This window comes from Alteromonas sp. P256, assembly GCF_036864455.1.
GTDB lineage: Bacteria > Pseudomonadota > Gammaproteobacteria > Enterobacterales > Alteromonadaceae > Alteromonas.
The window spans coordinates 164,892-186,450 of sequence record NZ_JAZETM010000008.1 but is presented as its reverse complement, the minus strand read 5'-3'; the positions used below and the strand labels follow the sequence as shown (position 1 = coordinate 186,450).

General features: G+C 43.6%; 20 protein-coding genes. 13 read left to right on the top strand and 7 right to left on the bottom strand.

What is annotated here, in order from left to right:
* Positions 1 to 105: 105 nt before the first annotated feature.
* From V7R39_RS13355 to V7R39_RS13330, 6 genes are all read right to left on the bottom strand, one after another.
* Positions 106 to 1,785 carry an AMP-binding protein gene (locus V7R39_RS13355; protein WP_334031281.1) on the bottom strand — a complete coding sequence of 560 codons (1,680 nt, stop codon included), beginning with the start codon at positions 1,783 to 1,785 and terminating at the stop codon, positions 106 to 108.
* Between the two features lie 219 nt (positions 1,786 to 2,004).
* Complete coding sequence (locus V7R39_RS13350) at positions 2,005 to 6,177, bottom strand: EAL domain-containing protein (RefSeq protein WP_334031280.1); 4,173 nt, start codon at positions 6,175 to 6,177, stop codon at positions 2,005 to 2,007.
* Between the two features lie 165 nt (positions 6,178 to 6,342).
* Entirely contained in the window at positions 6,343 to 7,713 is a 1,371-nt protein-coding gene (locus tag V7R39_RS13345) for a ribonuclease J (RefSeq protein WP_334031289.1), read from the bottom strand.
* A 122-nt stretch (positions 7,714 to 7,835) separates the two neighbouring features.
* Positions 7,836 to 8,186: a DUF2750 domain-containing protein gene (locus V7R39_RS13340; protein ID WP_334031278.1), complete on the bottom strand. Its 351-nt coding sequence runs from the start codon at positions 8,184 to 8,186 to the stop codon at positions 7,836 to 7,838.
* Positions 8,187 to 8,200: 14 nt separating this feature from the next.
* Entirely contained in the window at positions 8,201 to 9,037 is an 837-nt protein-coding gene (locus tag V7R39_RS13335) for a LysR family transcriptional regulator (RefSeq protein WP_334031276.1), read from the bottom strand.
* A 126-nt stretch (positions 9,038 to 9,163) separates the two neighbouring features.
* Positions 9,164 to 9,334, bottom strand: a complete 171-nt coding sequence (locus V7R39_RS13330) for a hypothetical protein (RefSeq protein WP_200883172.1) — start codon at positions 9,332 to 9,334, stop codon at positions 9,164 to 9,166.
* A 399-nt stretch (positions 9,335 to 9,733) separates the two neighbouring features.
* On the opposite strand from V7R39_RS13330, the gene maoP reads away from it, so the two are divergent.
* Both maoP and V7R39_RS13320 read left to right on the top strand, forming a co-directional pair.
* Positions 9,734 to 10,087 carry a DUF413 domain-containing protein gene (gene maoP, locus V7R39_RS13325; protein WP_334031274.1) on the top strand — a complete coding sequence of 118 codons (354 nt, stop codon included), beginning with the start codon at positions 9,734 to 9,736 and terminating at the stop codon, positions 10,085 to 10,087.
* A gap of 207 nt (positions 10,088 to 10,294) precedes the next feature.
* A complete protein-coding gene (locus V7R39_RS13320) occupies positions 10,295 to 11,038 on the top strand; it encodes a PRC-barrel domain-containing protein (protein WP_334031273.1) in 744 nt (247 codons plus the stop codon).
* 75 nt (positions 11,039 to 11,113) lie between these two features.
* On the opposite strand, the gene V7R39_RS13315 is transcribed toward V7R39_RS13320, so the two are convergent.
* The gene (locus tag V7R39_RS13315; RefSeq protein WP_334031270.1) at positions 11,114 to 11,425 is read right to left on the bottom strand and encodes a metalloregulator ArsR/SmtB family transcription factor; all 312 of its coding nucleotides are present in this window, start codon (positions 11,423 to 11,425) and stop codon (positions 11,114 to 11,116) included.
* A gap of 174 nt (positions 11,426 to 11,599) precedes the next feature.
* Between V7R39_RS13315 and V7R39_RS13310 the strand changes: the two genes are divergently transcribed.
* The 11 genes from V7R39_RS13310 to V7R39_RS13260 all read left to right on the top strand — a co-directional run bounded on the left by V7R39_RS13310 (position 11,600) and on the right by V7R39_RS13260 (position 21,500).
* Positions 11,600 to 11,950, top strand: coding sequence for a rhodanese-like domain-containing protein (locus V7R39_RS13310; protein WP_334031268.1), 351 nt, complete (start codon positions 11,600 to 11,602; stop codon positions 11,948 to 11,950).
* Positions 11,951 to 12,004: 54 nt separating this feature from the next.
* Positions 12,005 to 12,937 (top strand): LysR family transcriptional regulator, encoded by a 933-nt coding sequence (locus tag V7R39_RS13305; RefSeq protein WP_334031267.1) that lies wholly within the window; start codon positions 12,005 to 12,007, stop codon positions 12,935 to 12,937.
* Positions 12,938 to 13,605: 668 nt separating this feature from the next.
* A complete protein-coding gene (locus tag V7R39_RS13300) occupies positions 13,606 to 14,940 on the top strand; it encodes a sigma-54-dependent transcriptional regulator (protein WP_334031265.1) in 1,335 nt (444 codons plus the stop codon).
* A gap of 13 nt (positions 14,941 to 14,953) precedes the next feature.
* On the top strand, positions 14,954 to 15,190 hold the full coding sequence (locus V7R39_RS13295) for a hypothetical protein (protein WP_334031264.1): 237 nt from the start codon (positions 14,954 to 14,956) through the stop codon (positions 15,188 to 15,190).
* Positions 15,183 to 16,697, top strand: a complete 1,515-nt coding sequence (locus V7R39_RS13290; protein ID WP_334031263.1) for a sensor histidine kinase — start codon at positions 15,183 to 15,185, stop codon at positions 16,695 to 16,697. The genes V7R39_RS13295 and V7R39_RS13290 overlap by 8 nt, the downstream gene beginning before the upstream one ends.
* On the top strand, positions 16,687 to 17,139 hold the full coding sequence (locus tag V7R39_RS13285) for a response regulator (RefSeq protein ID WP_334031261.1): 453 nt from the start codon (positions 16,687 to 16,689) through the stop codon (positions 17,137 to 17,139). The genes V7R39_RS13290 and V7R39_RS13285 overlap by 11 nt, the downstream gene beginning before the upstream one ends.
* Before the next feature lie 11 nt (positions 17,140 to 17,150).
* Complete coding sequence (locus V7R39_RS13280) at positions 17,151 to 19,301, top strand: response regulator (protein ID WP_334031260.1); 2,151 nt, start codon at positions 17,151 to 17,153, stop codon at positions 19,299 to 19,301.
* 307 nt (positions 19,302 to 19,608) lie between these two features.
* Positions 19,609 to 19,926 carry a DUF883 domain-containing protein gene (locus V7R39_RS13275; RefSeq protein ID WP_334031259.1) on the top strand — a complete coding sequence of 106 codons (318 nt, stop codon included), beginning with the start codon at positions 19,609 to 19,611 and terminating at the stop codon, positions 19,924 to 19,926.
* A 2-nt stretch (positions 19,927 to 19,928) separates the two neighbouring features.
* A complete protein-coding gene (locus tag V7R39_RS13270) occupies positions 19,929 to 20,498 on the top strand; it encodes a hypothetical protein (RefSeq protein WP_334031257.1) in 570 nt (189 codons plus the stop codon).
* A gap of 126 nt (positions 20,499 to 20,624) precedes the next feature.
* Complete coding sequence (locus V7R39_RS13265) at positions 20,625 to 20,867, top strand: hypothetical protein (protein WP_334031256.1); 243 nt, start codon at positions 20,625 to 20,627, stop codon at positions 20,865 to 20,867.
* Positions 20,868 to 20,891: 24 nt separating this feature from the next.
* Positions 20,892 to 21,500: a CC0125/CC1285 family lipoprotein gene (locus V7R39_RS13260; protein WP_334031255.1), complete on the top strand. Its 609-nt coding sequence runs from the start codon at positions 20,892 to 20,894 to the stop codon at positions 21,498 to 21,500.
* Positions 21,501 to 21,559 lie beyond the last annotated feature (59 nt).

Sequence of the window (21,559 nt, the reverse complement as noted above, 5' to 3'; positions counted from 1 at the left end):
AGGCGCCTTTTAAATGGCGCCTTTTTTGTTTTTTGGAAATGTTACTAACAACTCTTCGTTAACAAGTGATATCAACTAGGTAGATAACACACCAACGTAAGCTTCTTAGGCATCAACCCACACAAGCTTTTTGGTATAATCACCTTGTATAATATCAACGAATCGCTCTTCTAGTACGTGACGCTTCACTTTTAAAGTAGGCGTTAGCAAGTCGTTTTCAATACTCCACTCATTGCTCATAATAACCACCCTATCCATCACTTGGTGACTCTCAAGCTTCGCGTTTATCGCCTCGAAGGTTTTCTTAAGACTAGCCTCTACCGCCGACTTGTCTTTTTTCTGTGCTTCTTCACTGAGTACTAGCAGTGCGACCGGTTGAGGCAAGTTTGTTCCAGTAACACAAACCTGTTCAACTATAGGGTTTTCCATGAACTTAGCTTCAATTGGCGCTGGAGTAACATACTTACCCTTTGCCGTTTTGAAGATATCTTTCAGTCGACCGGTTATCTTAACGTAACCATCGCTATCAATTACACCCTTGTCGCCGGTACACAAATAGCCGTCTTCGGTAAACACTTCAGCCGTTTTCTCAGGTTCAAGATAGTACTCAATCATGTTACACGGAGATAAAACCTGTATTTCGCCCTCTTCAGAGGTACGAATATCAACACCGTCGTAAGGCTTACCGATACAGCCTATTTTATCGTGCCTAAAAGGTACACTGCCGGTTCCATAGGCGCTATTTTCAGTCATTCCCCACCCTTCGGAAATATTGATACCTATTTTAGCGAACCACTCAATAACGGCAGGCGCTAGCGGTGCTGAGCCGCTTGCCCATAGTCTCGCGTTGTTTATACCCAAACCGTTGCGTATTTTCTTCGCCACTATCTTGTTCAAGATAGGAATTTTAAGCAACGTATCTAACTTTTTTTGAGGCATTTTAGCCAGCACGCCCATTTGGAACTTTGTCCATAAACGAGGAACAGAAATAAATAGCGTAGGCTGACAGTGCGCTACATCGCGTTGAAACGTGGCTAAGTCTTCAACGAAGTGAATTTTTCCACCGCTGTAAAAACTCGACAATTCCACCAGAACACGCTCAGTAATGTGAGCTAGGGGTAGATAGCTCAAGGTGCGATCGTTCTCGTCAATACCAAGTTGGTCCAATGAACGTCTGGCCGCCCAACATGCGGTGTTGTAGCTATGTACAACCCCTTTTGGCTGACCGGTACTGCCCGAGGTATAAATGATGGTCATCACATCGTCCATATCGTGGACGGGCGACGTTCTCAGTGGTTCACAGTCAATAAACTCATCCCACTGCTGTGAAGCCGTAATATTCGGATAAGGAAAAGCGACCGTTTTATAGGATGAGGGAATAGACGCGACTTGTTGTTCGGTATTGTCTAGCTTGCCCACAAATAAAAGCTGAACATCGGCGTGCTGTAATACGTATTGAACTGTGTCTGGGCCAGCAGTTGAGAAAATAGGCACGGACACATGTCCCGCCATCATAATACCTAAATCGGTAATGAACCACTCGGCACAATTTTTAGAAAAAATTCCAATGCGGCTTCCCGCGGGTAGCGACATATCACAAAGGCGGGTTGCCACTTTCCTCGCGAGATTGGCAACTTGGCTCCACGTATAATCGTGGTACTCCCCTTTGATGGGCTGAGTAAGAAACACCTCGTCTCCACGGGACTTTTCCCAATGGTACAACATGCTTAATGGCGATTTAATTACTTCCGTGCTGTTTGCGTTTGCTGTCATATCTAGCGGCATAGGTCACTCATTTGTTGTTATAATGTAGCTCATTTTTACAATGTTTTCACAGTAGTATAATAAGCCTTATTTTTAATTGAATGACAAGCTTTTTAAACAGGCGTTTACATTGCACCCCACGTGGAACGGTTGATACAGACCACAATTTAGTTTTTTTATAGTAGCGTCTGCGGTTTTATTATGAGGCGGCTGGTATAAAAAATACGCTTAATCAGCGCATTACCCCCAATTTTTGGTGAGAAATGACGTTATTTCATTTGCAGCCGCGGGCTTAGCGTAGTGATAACCTTGATGAAGTACGCACCCTTTATCAAGAAGCGCAACCGCTTGTTCGTGGGTTTCTACCCCCTCTGCCACACAGCTCATGTTCAAGCTATTTGCCAGCGATATAGTGGTTGCGACCAGCGCCTCGTTGGCGTTGCCAGGCACCATTTCATTAACAAAACTTTTATCAATTTTAAGCACCGATAACGGGTAGCGCTTCAAGTAGCTTAGCGATGAATAGCCGGTACCAAAATCATCGAGGGCTAAAATAAACCCTGCGTCGACAAATCGTTGAATTTGGTGCAATGCATTATCCGTGTCGTCCATCAATACCCCTTCCGTTATCTCAAAACGAAGGGCTTCTTTTGGCAAGCCAAATTGCTCTAGTAAACTAAAGACGCTGTGCAAATCAAACTCAGTTTTAAAATGCAGCGCTGAAAGGTTAATAGACACAAAGCCTGTAAAGCCATCTTTATACCAGGTCGAGAGATCTTCAGCGGCGCGATACATGGCTTTTCGAGTGACTTCGATGATGTATCTCAGCTCCTCTAAAATGGGAATAAACTGATCGGGGTACAAAGGCTGATCGTCTAAGGTGCCGCGAAGGAGTAATTCAACACCCACAGTTTGCTTTGTTTGGGCGTTAATAATGGGCTGATAGTGATTAAAGAAACTGCCCTCTGAATACGCACGCTTTACTTTGTTCTCAAGGGTTAAGCGGGTTTTCGCCTTTTCATTCATATCGCTTGTAAAATAGGCAAACCCATTGAGCGTGTCTTTTTTAGCGGTATACATGGCCACATCGGCTTGCTTAATAAGCTCAGCAGGCTCTGGCGCATCATCTGGGTAAAACGCCACGCCGATACTGCAGGATACTCTTAACACTTCACTAGACAATGATATGGGTGTTTCTACGGCCTCTATGACTTGTCCGACAAACGAACTTAAATCATCATTAGCCTCAACTTCTTCGATGACAATAACAAACTCGTCCCCTCCCAAACGGGCCACAGTGCCCGTATCGGCCACTAAATTACGCATTCTATTGGCAACAATGCGAAGCAGCTTGTCGCCGTAGTCGTGACCCAGTGAATCGTTAATACCTTTAAATCTATCAAGGTCAACAAACATCACCGAAACGCGATGACCATGGTGTCTGGCAAGCGCAATGGCATGCTCTAGACGATCGAGTAGCAGTGTACGGTTAACCAACCCAGTAAGGCTGTCGTAAGTGGCAATCTTGAGTAATTTGCGCTCAGCCTGTTTTTGCTCAGAGATATCTGAAATTACAATAAGGTAGTGCTCAGGGATGTGCCCATTACCACTGATCGCCGTGATATCTATGAGTACGTCGTAGCGTTTGCCATCGGCACCATCAATTACCCCCTCGTCTTTCCAAAAGTCACCGCCCTGCATGTTGGTTAATCTGTCGGAAAGCTGCCTACTAAGTCCAGGATAGCGCAGGTAAAGTCGCTCTAGTTGCTTCGGCAACGGCTCTTTTTGATTAAAGCCGAATACATGCTCAAAGGCTGGGTTTGCTGCCACTAGCTTCTTGTGTTCGTCAAAAATAATGACCCAATCGCGAGTTTGTTTAAACGCGTCGCTAAATAGCGATACCTGCTGCTGTGCTTTTCTCAGCCTAGTCAACGATTTGTGTCGAGAATAAAGATAGGTAATAAGCAAGCAAAGCAATAATGCACCGTAAACGGCGTACGCTAAAGGTGAACGGTATGGCGCATAGGGCACAAACAGTGATATTTGCGCCGCTCGATAGCTCGATTCGAAACTGCCAGGTGTGGGAACCACAGAAAAAGTGTATGTCCCAGGCTCTAAGTTCGCAAACGTGATTTTCGCGTCTTCTGTGACTCCTTCGGAAACAAGTTTGTTCCCATCGAGTAGCTTATAATAATACTTGGTCTCGCCAATACCTGATGTCGTGAGCGAAGAAAAATAAATAGTCAGGCCAAAGTCGTCGTGGGCGAGGTCGAAATGCTGACCATTTAGATTTTTCAGCCCTTGAGGGAGTGTCCGTTTTCCAACTGAGACTCCAGTAATGGCGGTCTGTTTGCCCACCAATGTCTGGCCCTCATCAGATGTATCTAATTGCTCTGGCGCGAAGACAACCACTCCACTGGTAGAACCATACGCTAAACGACCGTCACTAAGGATAATTGAGGCACCTTGGTTGAACTCCGATACAGAAAGCTCGCGGCCATAAATAAAATTCTGAACCTTACTTGCCCGAGGATCATAGCGATGTAACCCTTGGTGGGAACTAAACCAGATATTACCCGCATTGTCTTTTTGCAGGCCATAAGCAATATTGGTCACAAGAAGATTTGACTCATCTAGTGTGTATAACGGTTCAAACGTATCGGCGTCTAACCCAACTAGCCCTCTTCCGTTATGCGCCAACCACAATACGCCCGTATCATCTATTACCCAAGAACTCACTGATTGATTGCTTAGTCGCGCGCCCTCAGCAAAACGGTATACAAGGCGATGCTCATACGTTGTGAGGTCTAATAACCATACGCCCCCTTCCGTACTAAGAAACATGGCATTGTGATACTCAGATTCACCAAGAAAAGAAGGCTCGAATTTCACGTCAAAAATACTTGGGTCGAGTGGCAACGGAGTTAACGTTTCAGAAGTAAAGTCATAGGTGTAAAAGTCGGTGGGTCCAGCAAAAAACATGACGCCTTTTGAGGTAATCGCAGGGTTCGAATTCCAGGCATTGAAAACACTGGCGTCTCCTCCCCCTTTCACCGATGGCACCGAAATGCTACCTGTTTGCGGATCAAACAGCCGAATACCTTCATACTTTTCAAGAATTAACTTGTTATCTGGGGCCGTGATGATTCGATCAACAGAATTGGTTCCTAACAGCGAATCCTCAACTTCCTCTCTCAAAAAGTGCGACGAGGTTTTCGTAGTAAAATCGTACCGACTCATCCCGTTAGCGGTTCCAACCCACAGTTGACCGGGAGACGATTCAGCAAAGGACCACACCACGTTATCGCTCAATCTCTCTACACCGGATCTTCGCTCGTTTTGAATAGTGTAAATATCTGAGCTTTGTATTCCAAAGTGCAACGCTCCAGCAAAAACAGTGCTCAGCCAAAGATTGCCTCTTTCTGTCTTAGCAATGGCCGAAATCTTTTTGTCCGACAGCTCGGAGCGACCGTTATTCGGCTGAAGTATGTGTTCGTAAACCCACTTGCCTTGTGTTTTCTTAAGTTCAAACAGTCCTTTGTTCGTCCCCATCCAAAACGTGTCAGCTTCAGACTGAACCATTGTCCATACGTTGCGACCTGTGAGTACCTTCTCAAAGCGGCTCTGCTTGTTCTCAAGCACCTGCTCGATAAAACTGTCTTCCTCTGAATTAAATACCCCATTTACCGTGGTGATCCAAATTCGGTCGCTTTCATCCTGCATCAAGAATTTTGCGTTTTGATTATCTTCATTTGGCTTAGTGCCGTCTAGGTAATCAAGGGGCTTCAGATGTGTTGATTCATCAAGAGTATTGCGCGTAAAAACACCATATGTGGTTGCTACAATTAGTATGTCTTCAACCATTATTGCGTATCGAATGGAATGAGAATCGTCTAACATCTTATCGGTCAGCGATGCTAGCTCTTCTATTTCTCCGGTTGATACATTAAGCCGCTGTACTTTTTCAGACAATGCAATAATTAGATGGGAGTCATCTTGCCAAGAGAAAGACTCGGCATGCTGATTGTATTCGCTGTAATACTTGTAAGGTGTTGCAGGAAGTTGTGATATTGCTTGTGTTTCTAAGTCCACACGGTATATACCGCGTCCATAAACGCTCACAAATAAGGCTTTATCTTCTTGAACAGTCAGTTTCCAAATGGAACTGTTTGAAAACAAGCTGTCGCTGTTATCGATAATAGTCGTTTGAACACCATCCCAGCGCACCACACCACCATCCGTTGCTATCCAAACAAATCCCTCTTTGTCGATAACGATATCATTGACAACATCTTGAGGAAGCCCATTTTTAGTCGACAGCGGCTGGAAAACCGGGTTTTGGAGCCGAGGCTCGGCGAAAGACAAAACGCTAACAAGCAATAAACAAAATGTGGCGAAGATGTGTCGATGCATACCCAGTGTCGTTCAAATAAGTGAGGTTCCAACAGCAGTGTATCAGAATGATTGATGGATGGGCAGCCTATATAAACAACACGTTATACACCAAGTTATAAAATTAAGTAATTGATTAATTGGACACTTTTAAAGTCAGCTGCCGCGACTTATCGAAACCGAACCCTATTCTTGCTGCACAGGCACTCGACCAACGGGGATGACATTTCGTCGAATACTTGGCTGAGGCGCTAAACGGTATAAATCGCCGTTCTCGCCAACATAGGTTTTCATGATACCTACAGACTTCGCCACTTCAGCATGCGCCATTAAATGACTGTGTTCACCGTGTACCGGAATGGCTATTTTTGGCTGCACCCAGTTATACATAAGTTTCAGTTCTTCTGCACAAGGGTGTCCACTTGCGTGAATGGGCAGGGTGCTATCCTCGCTGTGAATTGTCCCAATGCCCTTCCCTTTAAACGCAATATTTAAACGAGCGACGGTCTCTTCATTGCCTGGAATAACGATGCTCGAAAATATAACGGTATCGCCTTTCTCAAGCTGAAGGTGAGGATGTGTGTCATGGGCAAAGCGAGCGAGAGCTGCATTTTTCTCGCCTTGGCTTCCCGTTGCAACCACAAGTACCTCTTTAGGCGGCAAATACCCTAAGTGATGTGCGTCAGCAATCGGCAAATCATCAGGCCAAATACCCTGTTGGCGAGCAATACCATACATATTGATTAGCGAGCGCCCGTAAAGGCCTATATACCGACCGGTTTTTTGTGCAATCTTTGCCAAAGTAATAAGCCGAGCAATATTACTTGCAAAACAACCTACTACCACGCGCCCCTTAAGCGGTAATATGGTACTTAACAACCCGTCGTAGCAATTGCGCTCGGAAATGGAGAAACCAGGTTTATTCGCATTGGTGGAGTCTCCCACGAGGGCAAGAATATCTTCATTCGCTAATTGCTTGTAGAGCTTTGGCTCGAAGGGTTTGCCGGTCACCGGCGATGCGTCTATTTTCCAATCTGCAGTATGTAATATTGCCCCCGCAGGGGTATCAATTTTTAGTGCAAATGGCTCTGGTAAAGAATGGGTAATTTCTAGCCACTTAACAGAGAACACGCCAATGGTTACCGTATCGCCCGCCGACACTTCAATGATGGGTATCTTATTGGCAAGCTTGCTTCTAGACAGCTTTCTGCGAAGTACTTCGGCGGTAAACGACGTGGTGTAAATAGGCTTTTGAAAACGCTGCCAAAGGTAAGGAATTGCGCCAACATGATCTTCATGAGCATGGGTGATAACGATGCCAGCAAGTGCATCTTTTTGATTTGCAATAAAGGATGGGTCTGGTGCAACCACTCTGTGCGTTGTTTTCGAAGCTCGCGCGTTTTGCTTATAGGGAGCGGTGAGAGGCTCGTCAAACGATACACCGCAATCTACCATTAGCCACTGTCCATTATGACCGTACAAATTTAGATTCATTCCTATTTCGCCCGTTCCTCCTAAAGGAGCAAACCATAAATCATCAATACCTGGCTCTAACAAGTGTAGTACCTCTACAATAATGCAATCAATAGGAAGTTGTGACAGCGACATGCCATGTTTGGCTTTGGCCTCACAGTGCGAGGCCATAACATGTTAACGATAAATTGAACGGGAGGATCACCCTACAAAGATTCTGCAAACTCCTGTGGAGACATCACTTCACCTTCTTCTGCCGGCACAGGGCACACAATAACCATTAAGTTGTCTTGGGTCATTCCGGGCACCCATTTTGTCAAAAATTCATCAGTAGTCAGTTCCATCGTCTCACAATGATCCCAGTCATCCGTTGCCCAAAGAAGGGCTAATTCAGCATCAGGCCATACCGGCACGCCGTCGTCTTCATCGGTGGTTAGCATGACGCAACCGTGCTCATCTTTAAGAATAAACAACTTCTGCTGTGCTTTAATTTCGGCAATGCTTGCCTCTAAACGTTGAAACGCGTTTTTTTCTAACATTGGGTGTAATGATGACATATTTTTCTCGCTACTTATTTCGGGGCGATAGAAGAAACGCTGGTTATAATATCAGCCAATCCTATTCGTCTTATTTGTTTCATAGTGTGAAGGTAAACCTTCAATGAAATACCGTCGATGGGCTCAATTAGCGTTAACGGTGCCCTATCTCTTAATTGTGACTCTACATTTACCGGTAATACCGCAATTCCACCTTCGGCGCATAAATTATTAAGCGCCAATGAAAGGGAGTTTGTTCGTAATTTTGCATCTCGCAGCTGCGGATAAGCGGTGAGCAACCAATCTCTTGCCTTTGCGCCCCAGTCTATAGCCACAAATTCCTCAGCCTTTATCTGTGAAGAAGGCTTGCCAACTCTATAAAGACCGAGGGGCTGCTCAAACAAAATCACACTGTTAACATCTTCCGATTTAAGCGGCTCTGTTGAAAAAGCGAGGTCGGTAACCCGCTCGTGAAGCTGACGGGATAACGCATCTAGCGTGAGTATGTCTGCTTTTACTGAGAAGTCGGGAAAATCTTTGTGAAGATGAGTGAGGGTTTGCGGTAAAAACAAGTCGCTTGCTAATTGCGTGGCGCCGCACACTGCATATTCAGAACTTTGCACCTGCAGCTCTTGCTTTGCGTCATTTAATGTTGCGCAAAGCTGTCGAGCAAAAGGCAGCAGCTTTTCGCCCGACTGGGTAAGCTGAATGCTGTTTCGCTGGCGAATGAAAAGCGTTGTGTGAAAATATTCTTCTAAGAGTTTGATTCTGGCGCTTACTGCAGACTGAGTAAGGTAGAGGTTTTCGGCAGCTTTGCCAAAATGGCGTGTTTTAGTCACCTCAATAAAAGTGGTGAGGAAGCGAATATCCATGCTTGCAGTACAACCAGCGTAATGTAAAACCAAATTAGGCTAAATGATACGTCAATTGGGGCGAAAAGCACAGTATCGCGCTACCAATTGATAGCGCGATACTATCTATTTAAATGATGAAGGAGATCAGTGTTGTGTTTCGTCGTGCGAACGGCGCTGCTTATTGCGTCGCAACATGGCGCGCTTTTGCATAGCCTTTACGCTTTTCTCTCTTAAAGTATTGGGCTTTTTAGAATGAAACTCACCTTCGTCTGCCGCATTCCATTCATCACTTTGAAAACGATAGTCTTTGCTCATTAGTGTCTCTAGGTTGTAATCACCCTACGATTATTGCCGCGGAGATTTTAATTGGAAACGAAATTTTATTATCGTAGCGATAATAAATATTGCTTCTTAAAATGTCGGCTTAACGCCATGCCAAATTGTTCAACATTTTGCGTAGTGCCTAGCATTAAAACTGGTAAAAAACCCGATCAGAAAATCAATTTAATATTTAAAATTCAGATATTTAAAAACAATAAAGCCAATTTTTTTACACCCGGCTTTTGCAAAGCGAAACTTACATTATCGGCAGTTTTTTAATTTTCACATAAGCATCACTTTTTTTTATTGATAAGAAAAAAATCTTTTGCTTTATCTCAGCAAAAACATGTTTTAAAAGTGCGCTGTGGAATTAACTACGTTGGAACTATTATCATGAGCACAGCGATTCGTCCTTCAAGCAAACCCTTTGTAGATCGTCGAAATTTTCCTTATGGCTTTAAAAAATCGGGAGATTTTAGTATTGCCGAGGCAAATATTCTCACCACCTACGGCAGCACTCTGCTTGGCCTAGAAAGCGGTGACTTGAAACCTGAAACAACAGACGAAAAACATTTTGTTAAGTTTATCAACGGTAAAGTTCAAGCATCCAGTAGTATCGAAAAAGCGTGGGCGAAGTATGTTCAGCTAGCAAGAGGAAGAAAGCAATTTTTCACGTTGCATAGTAGTGCCAGTAATCAAGCGGATTACGATGATTCCTACTCTGACGACGAGTTCGATGTAGCGTAAACCTCAACATAACGTATTAAAATAGCTCGCAAATTTGCGGGCTTTTTCGTTTGGGTAAAATGATCTCAATCAAGAAGTCAGCAGAACAAATGACAAACATGATGTTTTATAGATAGAAGTGACTACACTTTTTATAGAGAAAATAATGCATGCTTAGCGTAACGGTAGCCTATTTTTTCTTATCAGCCGAGCAAAGGAGGCGCAAAGATGATTATAAGTTCAAAACAACTCACCCAATATTCTATACATGCCACAGATGACAAAATTGGCGGCATAAAAGATATCCTCTTTGACGATGAAACCTATACAACGCGCTACTTAGTAGCAGATACTAACACCTGGTTACCGTTAAGTAGAAAGGTAGTGATATCTCCGGTATCAGTTTCTCAGGTTGATGTTGAGGAGGAAAGCGTACACGTAGACATGACCGTCGACACCCTTAAAAACAGTCCATCTATTGACGAACACAAACCGGTTTCTCGAGAATATGAGGAACATTTATTCAAATACTTTGGCTATGGCTATTACTGGATTGGTCCCGGAGCGTGGGGGGAATATGCACACCCTAACGAATTAGTCACTTCGCCAACCGATCAAGAGGCAGAGAGCGCCCTTCCATCAAATTCAACTAATCATTTACGCGCATGCGGCGAAATAGATGGTTATGAAGTTGCGACTACCGACGACAAGGTAGGTCACATTAGCGATTTTCTGATAGATACGAAAACATGGCAATTGGTTATGCTAGTGGTGGATACCAACAACTGGCTGCCAGGCGGCAAACATTTGGCATTGTTACCTAGCGATATCAAAGAAATTGACTGGGCGGCACACCATGTGGCGGTAAACTTAAGTCATGACGATTTAGTACAACGTCCTGAAGTGGATAATGACAAGTTAGGTGATGGGCATTACATTGCTGCACTTATCGCACAGATTGCTGAGACTTAATGCGGGGATAAAAAACTGCGTCCGCCTATTAGCGGACGCAGCGTGGGCTTACAGCAAAATTGACTCGCGTTAATTCTATTCACAGAAAAATTCATACATAAGCGCAATTAAGCGCTTCACTCTTTCGTCAGACAATCGATAGAAGATAGTTTGACCTTCCCTTCTCGTTGCCACCATATTGGACTCGCGTAATAATGCCAAGTGCTGCGATATGACAGGCTGTGAAACGCTAACAACCTGCAACAGCGCAGAAACAGATTTCTCTTGTTTAAGGAGAGAACAAAGGATCATGAGTCTTGTCTTGTTCGCAAATTGCTTGAGAAAAAACTCTGCTTCAGCAGAATGTTCCATCATCTCGCTTGGGCTCAACACAACATCCTCAGACATAAGGGCTTCCTAATGACATTAACTTTACTAACGAATTTACCGCTTTATCATACTAAAGTATAAGCCTTTCTGATAAAACAGTTAAAATAGACGGTTAAACCGCTATATTATCTTGTTTTAAAGAAATCATAGCTATACATTAGTTTATACTTATATTATTTTTTGGACATTAAAATGCTGATTGATGTAAAAACTCGTTTAGAAAAAATTGATGTGAATATTCGAATTGTCTCGGCAAAAGAGGCAGCAGACGAAATGGAAACTAACCAAGGTCTGTTAGTTGATGTAAGGGAGCCAGCGGAAGTGGCGGAGAACCATGTTGACGCCTCACTTCACATTCCCCGAGGCATCTTAGAAATGAAAATGCTAGAGCTCGAAAAAGATTCATCAAAACCTATTTACCTGCATTGCGCATCAGGGGCAAGAGCTAAGCTTTCTGCTGAACAACTCATTAAAATGGGCTATGAAAACGTATCCGTTATTACCTGTTCTTTAGCTACTATCAAACAAGTTCACCGCACATAAATGCTAGGAACTGTATATACTCGAGTTAATTGTTTATATGAGAGCGGTTGAAGTATGCTGAAGTCGACATTAGAGCAGTGGAGAATGTTTAAAGCCGTGGTGGATGCCGGCGGCTTTAATCAAGCCTCTTTGGTGGTACATAAAAGCCAATCAAGTGTCCATCATGCTGTTCAAAAGCTAGAAAATGCCATAGGCGTTGTGTTATTTGAAAACAGCGGTCGCAAAGTCAAACTCTCTCCTCAGGGAGAGTTAATGTACCGCAGAGCCGCATTTCTTCTCGATGAAGCTCAGAAATTAGAGGCTATTGCCTATAGCCTTCGCTCAGGCACTGAGACCACTTTGCGAGTAGCGGTAGATATTATTTTCCCCTCTCAGCTTCTTTATAATGTCCTTAATAAAGTTTCTGAGGAATTCCCTCTTTTGCGCGTCGAGTTGGAAGAGACTGTGCTTAGCGGCAGTAATACCTTGCTCTCAGGCGGGAATGTAGACATTGGCATTTCTCCTTTCTTATACCCAAATGGCTACAGTGAGGACCTTTGCGAAATAGAATTTGCGGCAGTGGCTCATAAAGACCACCCCCTCCATCAACTTGACCGCACTTTAACCCTCGAAGACTTGAAATCTCACAGGCAAATTGTAGTCCGCGATTCATCAGCAGAGCGCAAAGTAGACGCAGGTTGGCTTGGCGCTGAGCAGCGTTGGACGGTCAGTCATATAAGAACGTCGGTTGATATAATTACTCAAGGGCTAGGATTCGCATGGTTACCAATAGCTATTATAAAAAATGAGCTCGAAAGTGGGTTGTTAAAACCGTTACCACTTAATAACAATGCAGCGTTGAGAAAAGCACTTCTTTATTTGTCTTTTGAAGATGGTGACGCACTTGGCCCAGCCGCAAGAGCCTTCATTGGCGAACTTCGCTATCAGACAATGCAATTGCCCACATCTGACTTTATCGATTGGGGTTGCATTGAGAGCGATAAGTAACGTTTACAAAGCAAGTAATATTTTCAGACCACCGAGTAATATTGTCACGCTAGTGATGAAAAACAAAACCCTTAGCAGTTATATTGCCCGTTTAAAAGGCATGCATTCGCTAATAGCTAGCTAAGTTTTGAGCGATATTTAGTTAATAATTAGGCGAAAAGTAGAAAACAGCTAGCCGATGAATGCGCGATAAGCACAATGAGTTGTGCCATTTTTTCTGTCTAAGACGCTGTTGGTGGTCCCGCGAGCCCCGTTACCCATATGCCCTTTGCCCTATAATGGTCCTTTATTGATACGCTGGCGATTACTCCACCCATAACCCCCTCTTATCCCTTTTTCGTTACAGCGCTGAAAAAAAACAGTTCACAAGGTAACGCAAGGAAGACTACGAAGGGAATGATTTTTGCAAAACTTTCTTTCAAAAAAATGCTTGTGGCATGACGAATAAAGACTGAGTCAAGAGACCAAGATACCCTCGGTTAAACGTTATAACCTGACGATAATACCGAAGTGTGTTTTATGTTCACATTTCAGGGCTTTAAAGAAAATTTCAATGCAGAGGTCACTTCCTCAATACTTAGTGGTAGACTTTTGTCTTAATGCGAAATTATATAATTGATATTGTTCCAGTTTTTACACCTATGGAATAGATAAAGAGGGAATCTCACGTGCTTACCGTATTACTTGTCGACGACGACGCCGAATTTACAGAAGTAGCTTGTACCATTATTGAGTTTTTGGGCCATGAAGTGCTCACGGCGGCTACGCTTCAAGAAGCAAGAAATTGGCTAGAAAAAGAAACGTTCGACCATATTTTACTCGACTTCATGTTGCCAGACGGCAGCGGAGCGCACTTGTTCGACGAATTAGACGAATTAGAAAAGCGCCCTCGTGTGACACTTATTACCGGTCACCCATCAGTAAAAAGCGTGATTAAAGGACTGTGCGGTCCAAATATTGACTATCTCGTCAAACCGATTCAACGAGAAGACATTGAAGCGGTATTGACGAAAAAATCAGAAAAGGCCGCACCGAAAAAAGCAAAAATTGAAAAGCACTTCGACCTTCTTATCGGTGAATCGCCGGCAATGAAAGATCTTTACAAGCTGATATCACGAGTGAGTAAAACCAGTGCAAACGTCATGCTGCTAGGCGAAAGTGGTGTGGGTAAAGAAGTTGTTGCTGCGGCAATTCACAAGGCATCAGACAGCGAGGGCGCTTATGTGGCAACTAACTGTGGTGCATTTTCTAAAGAGTTAATTGCCAGTGAGCTATTTGGCCATGAGAAAGGCGCTTTTACTGGTGCTGTAGGTCGAAAAGAAGGTGTATTTGAACAAGCAGAAAGCGGGACGCTGTTTTTAGATGAAATTACCGAAATGCCAATAGATATGCAGCCCAATTTACTGCGTGTTTTAGAAAATAAAGTGGTAATACGGGTAGGCGGTACTAAAACTATTCCCGTCAACTGTCGCGTTGTATCAGCCACAAACAGAACCATGGAAGAAATTGCGCAAAGCAAAGTGTTGCGAGAAGACATCTACTTCAGACTAGCCGTATTCCCCATTACCATTCCACCGCTTCGCGAGAGAAAAGAAGATATTGCTCTTCTTGCAAAAACGTTTATCGAAGAGTTTAACAAAGACAACAATGCCAAATTTAAATGGGACGATACCCAGCTTGATACTCTGCAGGCCTACGATTGGCCGGGCAACGTGCGAGAGCTTCGTCACTTTGTTCACCGCGCGGCAATAATGAGCGATCCAGAAAGTAATGTATTGGAGCTGCCGAAAACTATTGAATCTCCGTTTGCACAAAAGCAAAGCACAACCCCCTCTTTGCAAGCGGGCCGTACTATTGAAGATGTAGAAAAAGAGCTTATCTACGCCACGCTTGAAAAAGTGAATGGCAATAAGACAATGGCAGCGGAAATGCTAGGCATCAGCACCAAAACGCTCTACAACCGACTGCATGCCTACGGCGATTTAATGAAAGACGAGCAGTAAAAGGCAAAATAGAATGACTGACGAAGAGTTTTCGACAATGAGCGTTTTTGTACACGACGCTCGTAAACCGCTAAATCGGATTTCGATGCAGGCGGAATTAGTAAAAATGGCGCTAAATGGCGATATTCCACCTCAAAAAGCCTTTGAGGCGTTAGACAAGATTATTACAAGCGCAAAAGATTGTAGTAATACACTAGCTGACATGACCTTAAAGATGGGCGAGTCTGCATCGGACGGATCTGATGATTAACAAAATTTTGTCGTCTCTCTATAGCTGGATATTGATGGTAGTGTTGGTAATAGCGATTATTACTGCTAATTCATTTTACGTTGTAAACACGTTAGACGACTTATCTGCACTTGAAGCAAAACTCTTCAGTACCAATCGTATTATTAGCGCTGTTAACAAGCTTCATGTTGTGTTGCTTCGTGCTGAATCAGGACAAAGAGGCTATTTACTTACTGGGGATGAAGCCTATTTAATGGAGTACACCGAAACGCTTAATACATTTTCATCTGTAGCCGAAGAATTGGAGGTCAGTGCGTTTGCCTCAGAGACACCTGAACAGAATGACCGAATTAGCAACTTACTTGTTTTAACCAGGCAAAAAATTAATAGCATGGTCGAGATTGTAGAGCTAGCTCGTTCAAACCAACGCGCTCAAGCTATTGACTTATTGCGTTCTGACCGCGGTTTGCGGTTATACAATGAATTCGAAAGTGTTTTTGAGGAAGTAGACAGTTCTGAGCGAGATATTCAAGGGACTCACTTGGCTAGCTTAATGAAACTGCGTCGCGACTCTGTCAATACATTAATTATTTCATCAGCCACTACCCTACTTCTTATTGTCACCATCTTTTTGCTGCTTAAAGTTAATGCCAGAGAGAACGAAAAGCACCAGTCTGATCTTGAAGGGATTAACGAAGAATTAGAAGCTAAAATAGCAGCGCGCACCCAAGAGTTAAGCGTCTATTCGGATGAATTAGCAAGAAGTAATAGGGAATTAGAAGACTTTGCTTTTGTTGCCTCGCATGACCTTCAAGAACCTTTGAGAAAAATTCGCGCTTTTGGCAATAGAATAGAGTCTGGCTATGGCGATGTGATTGATGAGCGAGGCAAAGACTTTCTCGCAAGAATGCTTAACGCGGCTGAGCGTATGTCTATGCTCATTTCAGATTTGCTTTCATTCTCTCGCGTTTCCACCCGCGGCAAAGATTTTGTAGACGTAGAGCTCAACGCCATCTTTTCTGGTGTGTTAGGCGACCTTGAAATTGCAATTGAAGAAAAATCTGCTCAAGTTAACGTTGCCGATATGCCGAGCATGCGCGGTGATAAATCGCAGCTAGAGCAACTATTTCTGAACCTTATCTCTAATGCACTTAAATTTCAGCCAGTCGACGTGACACCAATAATAGACATCTCGTGTAAAGACCTTACAAGTGATGAGCAAAGCACATTGCTAAAGGCTGACGAGTATCAATGGATAAAAATTACAGTAAGTGATAATGGAATAGGCTTTGAGCAATCTTTTGCCGAAAAAATATTTGCCCCATTCCAACGATTGCACGGTAGAAGTGAATATAAAGGCACAGGGATTGGACTTGCGGTGTGCCGACGGATTGTAGAAAGACATAACGGAACCATAGCCGCCACCAGTGAACCCGGTAAAGGCGCTAAGTTCGACATTATATTACCTCTAGACAGCGAGCCATTCGGCTCAGATAACGAAAATGGAGAGCCTTCGCATGATGCGTAAACAAGCCCAATCAATAAACATTTTAATGGCCGATGACGACGAGGATGATCGTTTACTCACTGTCGATGCACTTAAAGAATCCCGTGTGTTAAACACACTTTTTTGTGTTGAAGACGGTGTAGAGCTTCTTGAATTCTTGCGCCATGAAGGCAAGTATACCGATGCCGAAAAGTATCCGCGTCCTAGTCTCATTTTGCTCGATTTGAATATGCCTCGTAAAGATGGTCGTGAAGCACTTCAAGAACTGAAGAACGACCCTAAACTGCGCAGTATCCCGGTGGTTATCTTAACCACTTCGAAAGAAGAGGAAGACATGTTGCGTGGCTACGACTTAGGGTGTGCTTCATACATTACCAAGCCAGTGAACTTTGAAGGTTTGGTTGACCTAATGCGAGCACTTGGTCGCTATTGGATTGAATTCGTAGAACTACCACACGAGTAGCGGAGTACTAGATGACAGAGGTAATAAAAATTCTATTAATTGAGGATGATGAAGATGACTACTTCCTTACCTCTGACTATCTAGAGCGGTGCGAGTCTCCACAGTTCAAGCTTACATGGGTAACTGACAGTGACTCTGCGTTAGAAGCGCTGAAAGAGGGCTCATTCGATTTGTGCTTGCTCGACTTTTTATTGGGCGCAGAAAATGCGCTCGATGTGTTAAGTATTTTAAAAGCAAACCAGGTTAACGTACCCGTTGTTATATTAACGGGTCAATCTGACACTATGGTTGATGAAATGGTGATGCGTGCGGGCGCCGCGGATTATCTACAAAAGTCTGAAATTGAGTCCCCCCGCTTTATGCGCACTATTCGCTATGCGCTTGTTCGAAGAGACATTGAAAACGAGCGGATAGAACGAAATAAAGTAGAGCAAAAAAACAAAGCAAAAGATAAATTTCTTGCCCACTTAGGTCACGAATTAAGAACACCACTTACCTCAATATTAGGGTACACAGAGCTATTGATTGACGATGCTAGAAATAGTCCGTTCCAGCAAGAGCTGTCAATTATTCACTCTAACGGTAAACACCTCTTGAGCCTGCTTAACGACTTACTCGACATGTCTCGCATTATGGCAAACAAACTGGAGTTAAATGTAAAGCGGGTCAACTTAGCGGCATTTCTCACCGATATACACTCCTTGATGCAGTTAAATGCGAAAGACAAAGGACTCAGTCTCAATGTGGTTGCTAAAACCAAGATGCCAGAGTTTATCCAGACAGATCCAACACGCCTTCGCCAAATATTGCTCAATTTAATTACCAATGCGGTGAAGTTTACAGATAACGGTACCATCACACTTACTATTGAAATTGAAAAGCCCGATGTGGACGACCAGGATGTGGAAGGGCAGTCTGTTCAGCCAGATAGCGTATTGCGATTTACCGTGGACGATACCGGTATTGGCATGGCGCCTGATAAGCTTGAAAATATCTTCCACCCTTTTGAACAAATTGAAGATGTGATGCGAGCGAATCATGGTGGTGCAGGCCTTGGGCTCGCAATTTGTAAAGAGTTGGTCTGTAAACTCGACGGTGATATTTCAGTGAAATCTCGCATGGGAGAAGGCAGCAGCTTTAGCTTTTATATTCACCCAGGGGATATAAGTACTCAGCCTTTAGAAGAACTTGCCTTAGGTCAGCTTTCAATCGTTGAGCCAGCTAACTTAAATTTAAAGTTGACTGGGAAAGTGCTAATTGTGGACGACCTTAGAGAAATAAGGCGCCTTACTGGCCACTTAGTCAGTCAATCTAGGGCCGATATTAGTTATGCTGAAAATGGCGTTAAGGCCCTTGAAGCAGTATTACAGGCTGACGAGCAGAACGCCCCTTTCAACTTGGTACTCATGGACATCCATATGCCGGTAATGAATGGTATTGAAGCTCTTCATGCCATAAGGCGACATGGCAAACATCTCCCGGTTGTTGCAGTTACCGCTGCAAGTCGTAAAGGGCTTAAAGAATCGTTAATACGCGAAGGTTTCAACGATGTTATCGGCAAGCCTATTGATAGATTTGCACTGGCCAGCCTGCTGTCGCTTTACTTACCTGCGGACAACCCTATTACGTTTTCCAATGTTGAAGCTCAAGTATCGAACATGCCTACAGCAAAACCTTTTGCACCTGAGTCGGCACTGCCCCACCAAGGTGGCAGTAACTTGGATATCCCAGCACTATTGAACGCGCAAACCACGTCTATTTCACAGCCCCCTGCAGAGCAAACCGCTGATGAGGTTACACAGAGAATCACTGTAGGTAGTGGCAAAAAGAAAGTATTAGTTGTCGAGGATGACGAAGATGCCGCAGAATTGCTGCAATTATTTCTAACGCATCTTGGATGCGATGTTGTAAAAAGCCTTTGTGGAAATGATGCCTTAAAAGCAATGCATGAACAGCAATTTGACCATGTTCTTATGGACTTAACATTACCTGACTGTGACGGTTATGAGCTAGCAAAAGAGCTAAAAGCTCAGCAGCATGACTGCAAGCTGACTATTGTTAGCGGGCATCAAGCTGACGCAGGTTTTATGGCGTCAATTGGTATTGACAGCGCATTGCTCAAGCCAGTGACGAAAAACGACTTAGAAAGCGTTATTGCTTGAGCTTCTAATTTCTTACAGCGAAATTTCTCCCCACTCTAGCCACGGATTGGCTAAGCCAAAATACTTAGCCAAGAACTACTTAGCCTAGAGCTACTCAGCTTTCACATTCTTATCTGCAAAAATCATCTACGAAATTATTACAGGGTGTTCACAATACTGTGTGCATTATTCCTGCTTCTTTTCATAATCGTTTTCACCATAAAAAATTTTATCTTTGAAAATCAACAAAATAAAAAACTCACACAATGGTACAGCCATTGCTTTAGTCAAAGGGAAAGATGCATTTAGTAAAATCAAGGAGAATACTATGGCTACACAAGCAGCTAAAAATACATCGACAAAAACAAACACAGCTAAAGAGCAAGGTCACCCAGTTACGGACCAACTGAAAGAGTCACTCCATCAGTCTGTAGACAAGCTCGCAGACAACGCAAGTGTTGCAGAGGAAAACATTCGTCGTACCGCTACGTCGTCGGCTGAGAATATGTCAGAGCGTAAACGTCTTGCTGAACAAAAGTGGCAGGCATCTTCTGTGCGTAATTACGCCGTTGAAAACCCAGTGGCAACAGCAGGGCTTGCATTTGCGGCGGGCATGCTAGTTACTTCATTATTTCGTAAGAAGTAATAATGGTAACGATACCTGATTTTCATAGCGCTCATTTTACAATGAGCGCAGAAAATCCGTTTCGCCTGACTCCACCATCGGAGCAGGCGCTCTATTTTGCTGGCGAAAACAATTCTGTGATAGCAATCAACGCTGATGGCAGCGTGAGCACTGGTTATCGCGATGTCCCTACCAAAAACAAAAAATCTCAAGACAAGCAGCAAGCCCCCTACCCCGACCCGACTTATGAAGCTGTTGTTGACGCGCTTAAAAATGCGGCAAAACAGCGAGCTAAGCAGGGCACCGCTTATTTGAGCTTGGTCAATAGCGAAATAATGCTTGTTAAAAAGTCGCTGTTTATTTCTGTTTTTGCAGCCCTTGCCGCTTTTGTTATTAGTATTGTGTGCTGGCTGCTCGTCAATATAGCGATTGGCGGCGCGTTATACTCATTCGGTATCAGTATTACCCTTATCGCAGGTGTTTTGTTGTGTTTTAACCTTGGGTTTAGCATGTTGTTTTACAGAATTGCGAAAAGGTCGTTGCATTTCGTCAGCTTTGAACGGCTTATCGCATTGTTTAAGCGCTCTCTCTAAGCACGCTTTTTAATGGCAACATCTAACCGAACATCTAACCCAACATCTTGCAAGAATTAGGCTATAGTTTAAAGGACACCCAAAATGGTAGACGCATTGTTAAATAAATTTTTGTTGAAGAAAAACATGACTGACATTGCACAAAAAGAGCGCGATTTTTATGCGCAGCGTCATCATGCTCACCTTGCCGAAAAAACAGCCAAGCAACAATGCCGTTACTTAGTGGGCAAACCAGAAATATTGTTAGGTATTGTGGGGTTAGGTGCCTATAAAGGTATGTCGGATGCAAAACCAAAGGTGAAGAAAAACCGTAAAACTGCACTCATAACGATAGGCAGAACCGCTTTGCTATCGTTGTTTAAATTATAATTGTGTGACGAAAGGAAGTAGTAAATGCGCCGTATGTTGGAAAAAAACGTTTTAAAAAGCAGCCATGTAAAATCGAGACCCACTCACCTAATCTTAGGCTTGGGCATTGCAGTCACCGCTTTACTAGCAGGTTGTTCATCAGTACCCGTTGCCACGCCAACGCCTTACAAATCGGCTAATTCCAAGCAAAGCTATGGCTATTCAAGCGAAAAGCTAGGTAATGATGAATACCGTATTTTATTTAAGGCATCGGATAGAACACCTGCAGACAAGGTGCAGCAGTACGCGCTGCGTCGAGCGGCAGAAATTGCAAAACAAAATAACTTCGGCTATGTGGCAGTAACAAAAACCAATATCACTAAAAAGCGTGTTCTTGCTCGCGAGGTTATCATGAGCAACGATGAACCTATGGTTTTTCCGTCAGATAAACAGTGCACCATGTCAGGCTGTTCAGATGTTGCGCAACCATCTACTGTGCCCAATCCAAGTGATATTGAAAAAACGGCAATGAAAGACATATACTTTTCAATCGTCACCTCAATGTCAAATGACGAGCAGAGTTTAGGTGCAAACGCATTTTCGGTATCTGAACTTCTTGCAACGCCACTTGATGAAGAAAACAAAGGTTACTAAGACGTAGTCACAAAAGAATACATTCGATGCATTGTTAGTCAGGTTTCAGCGCATCGGAT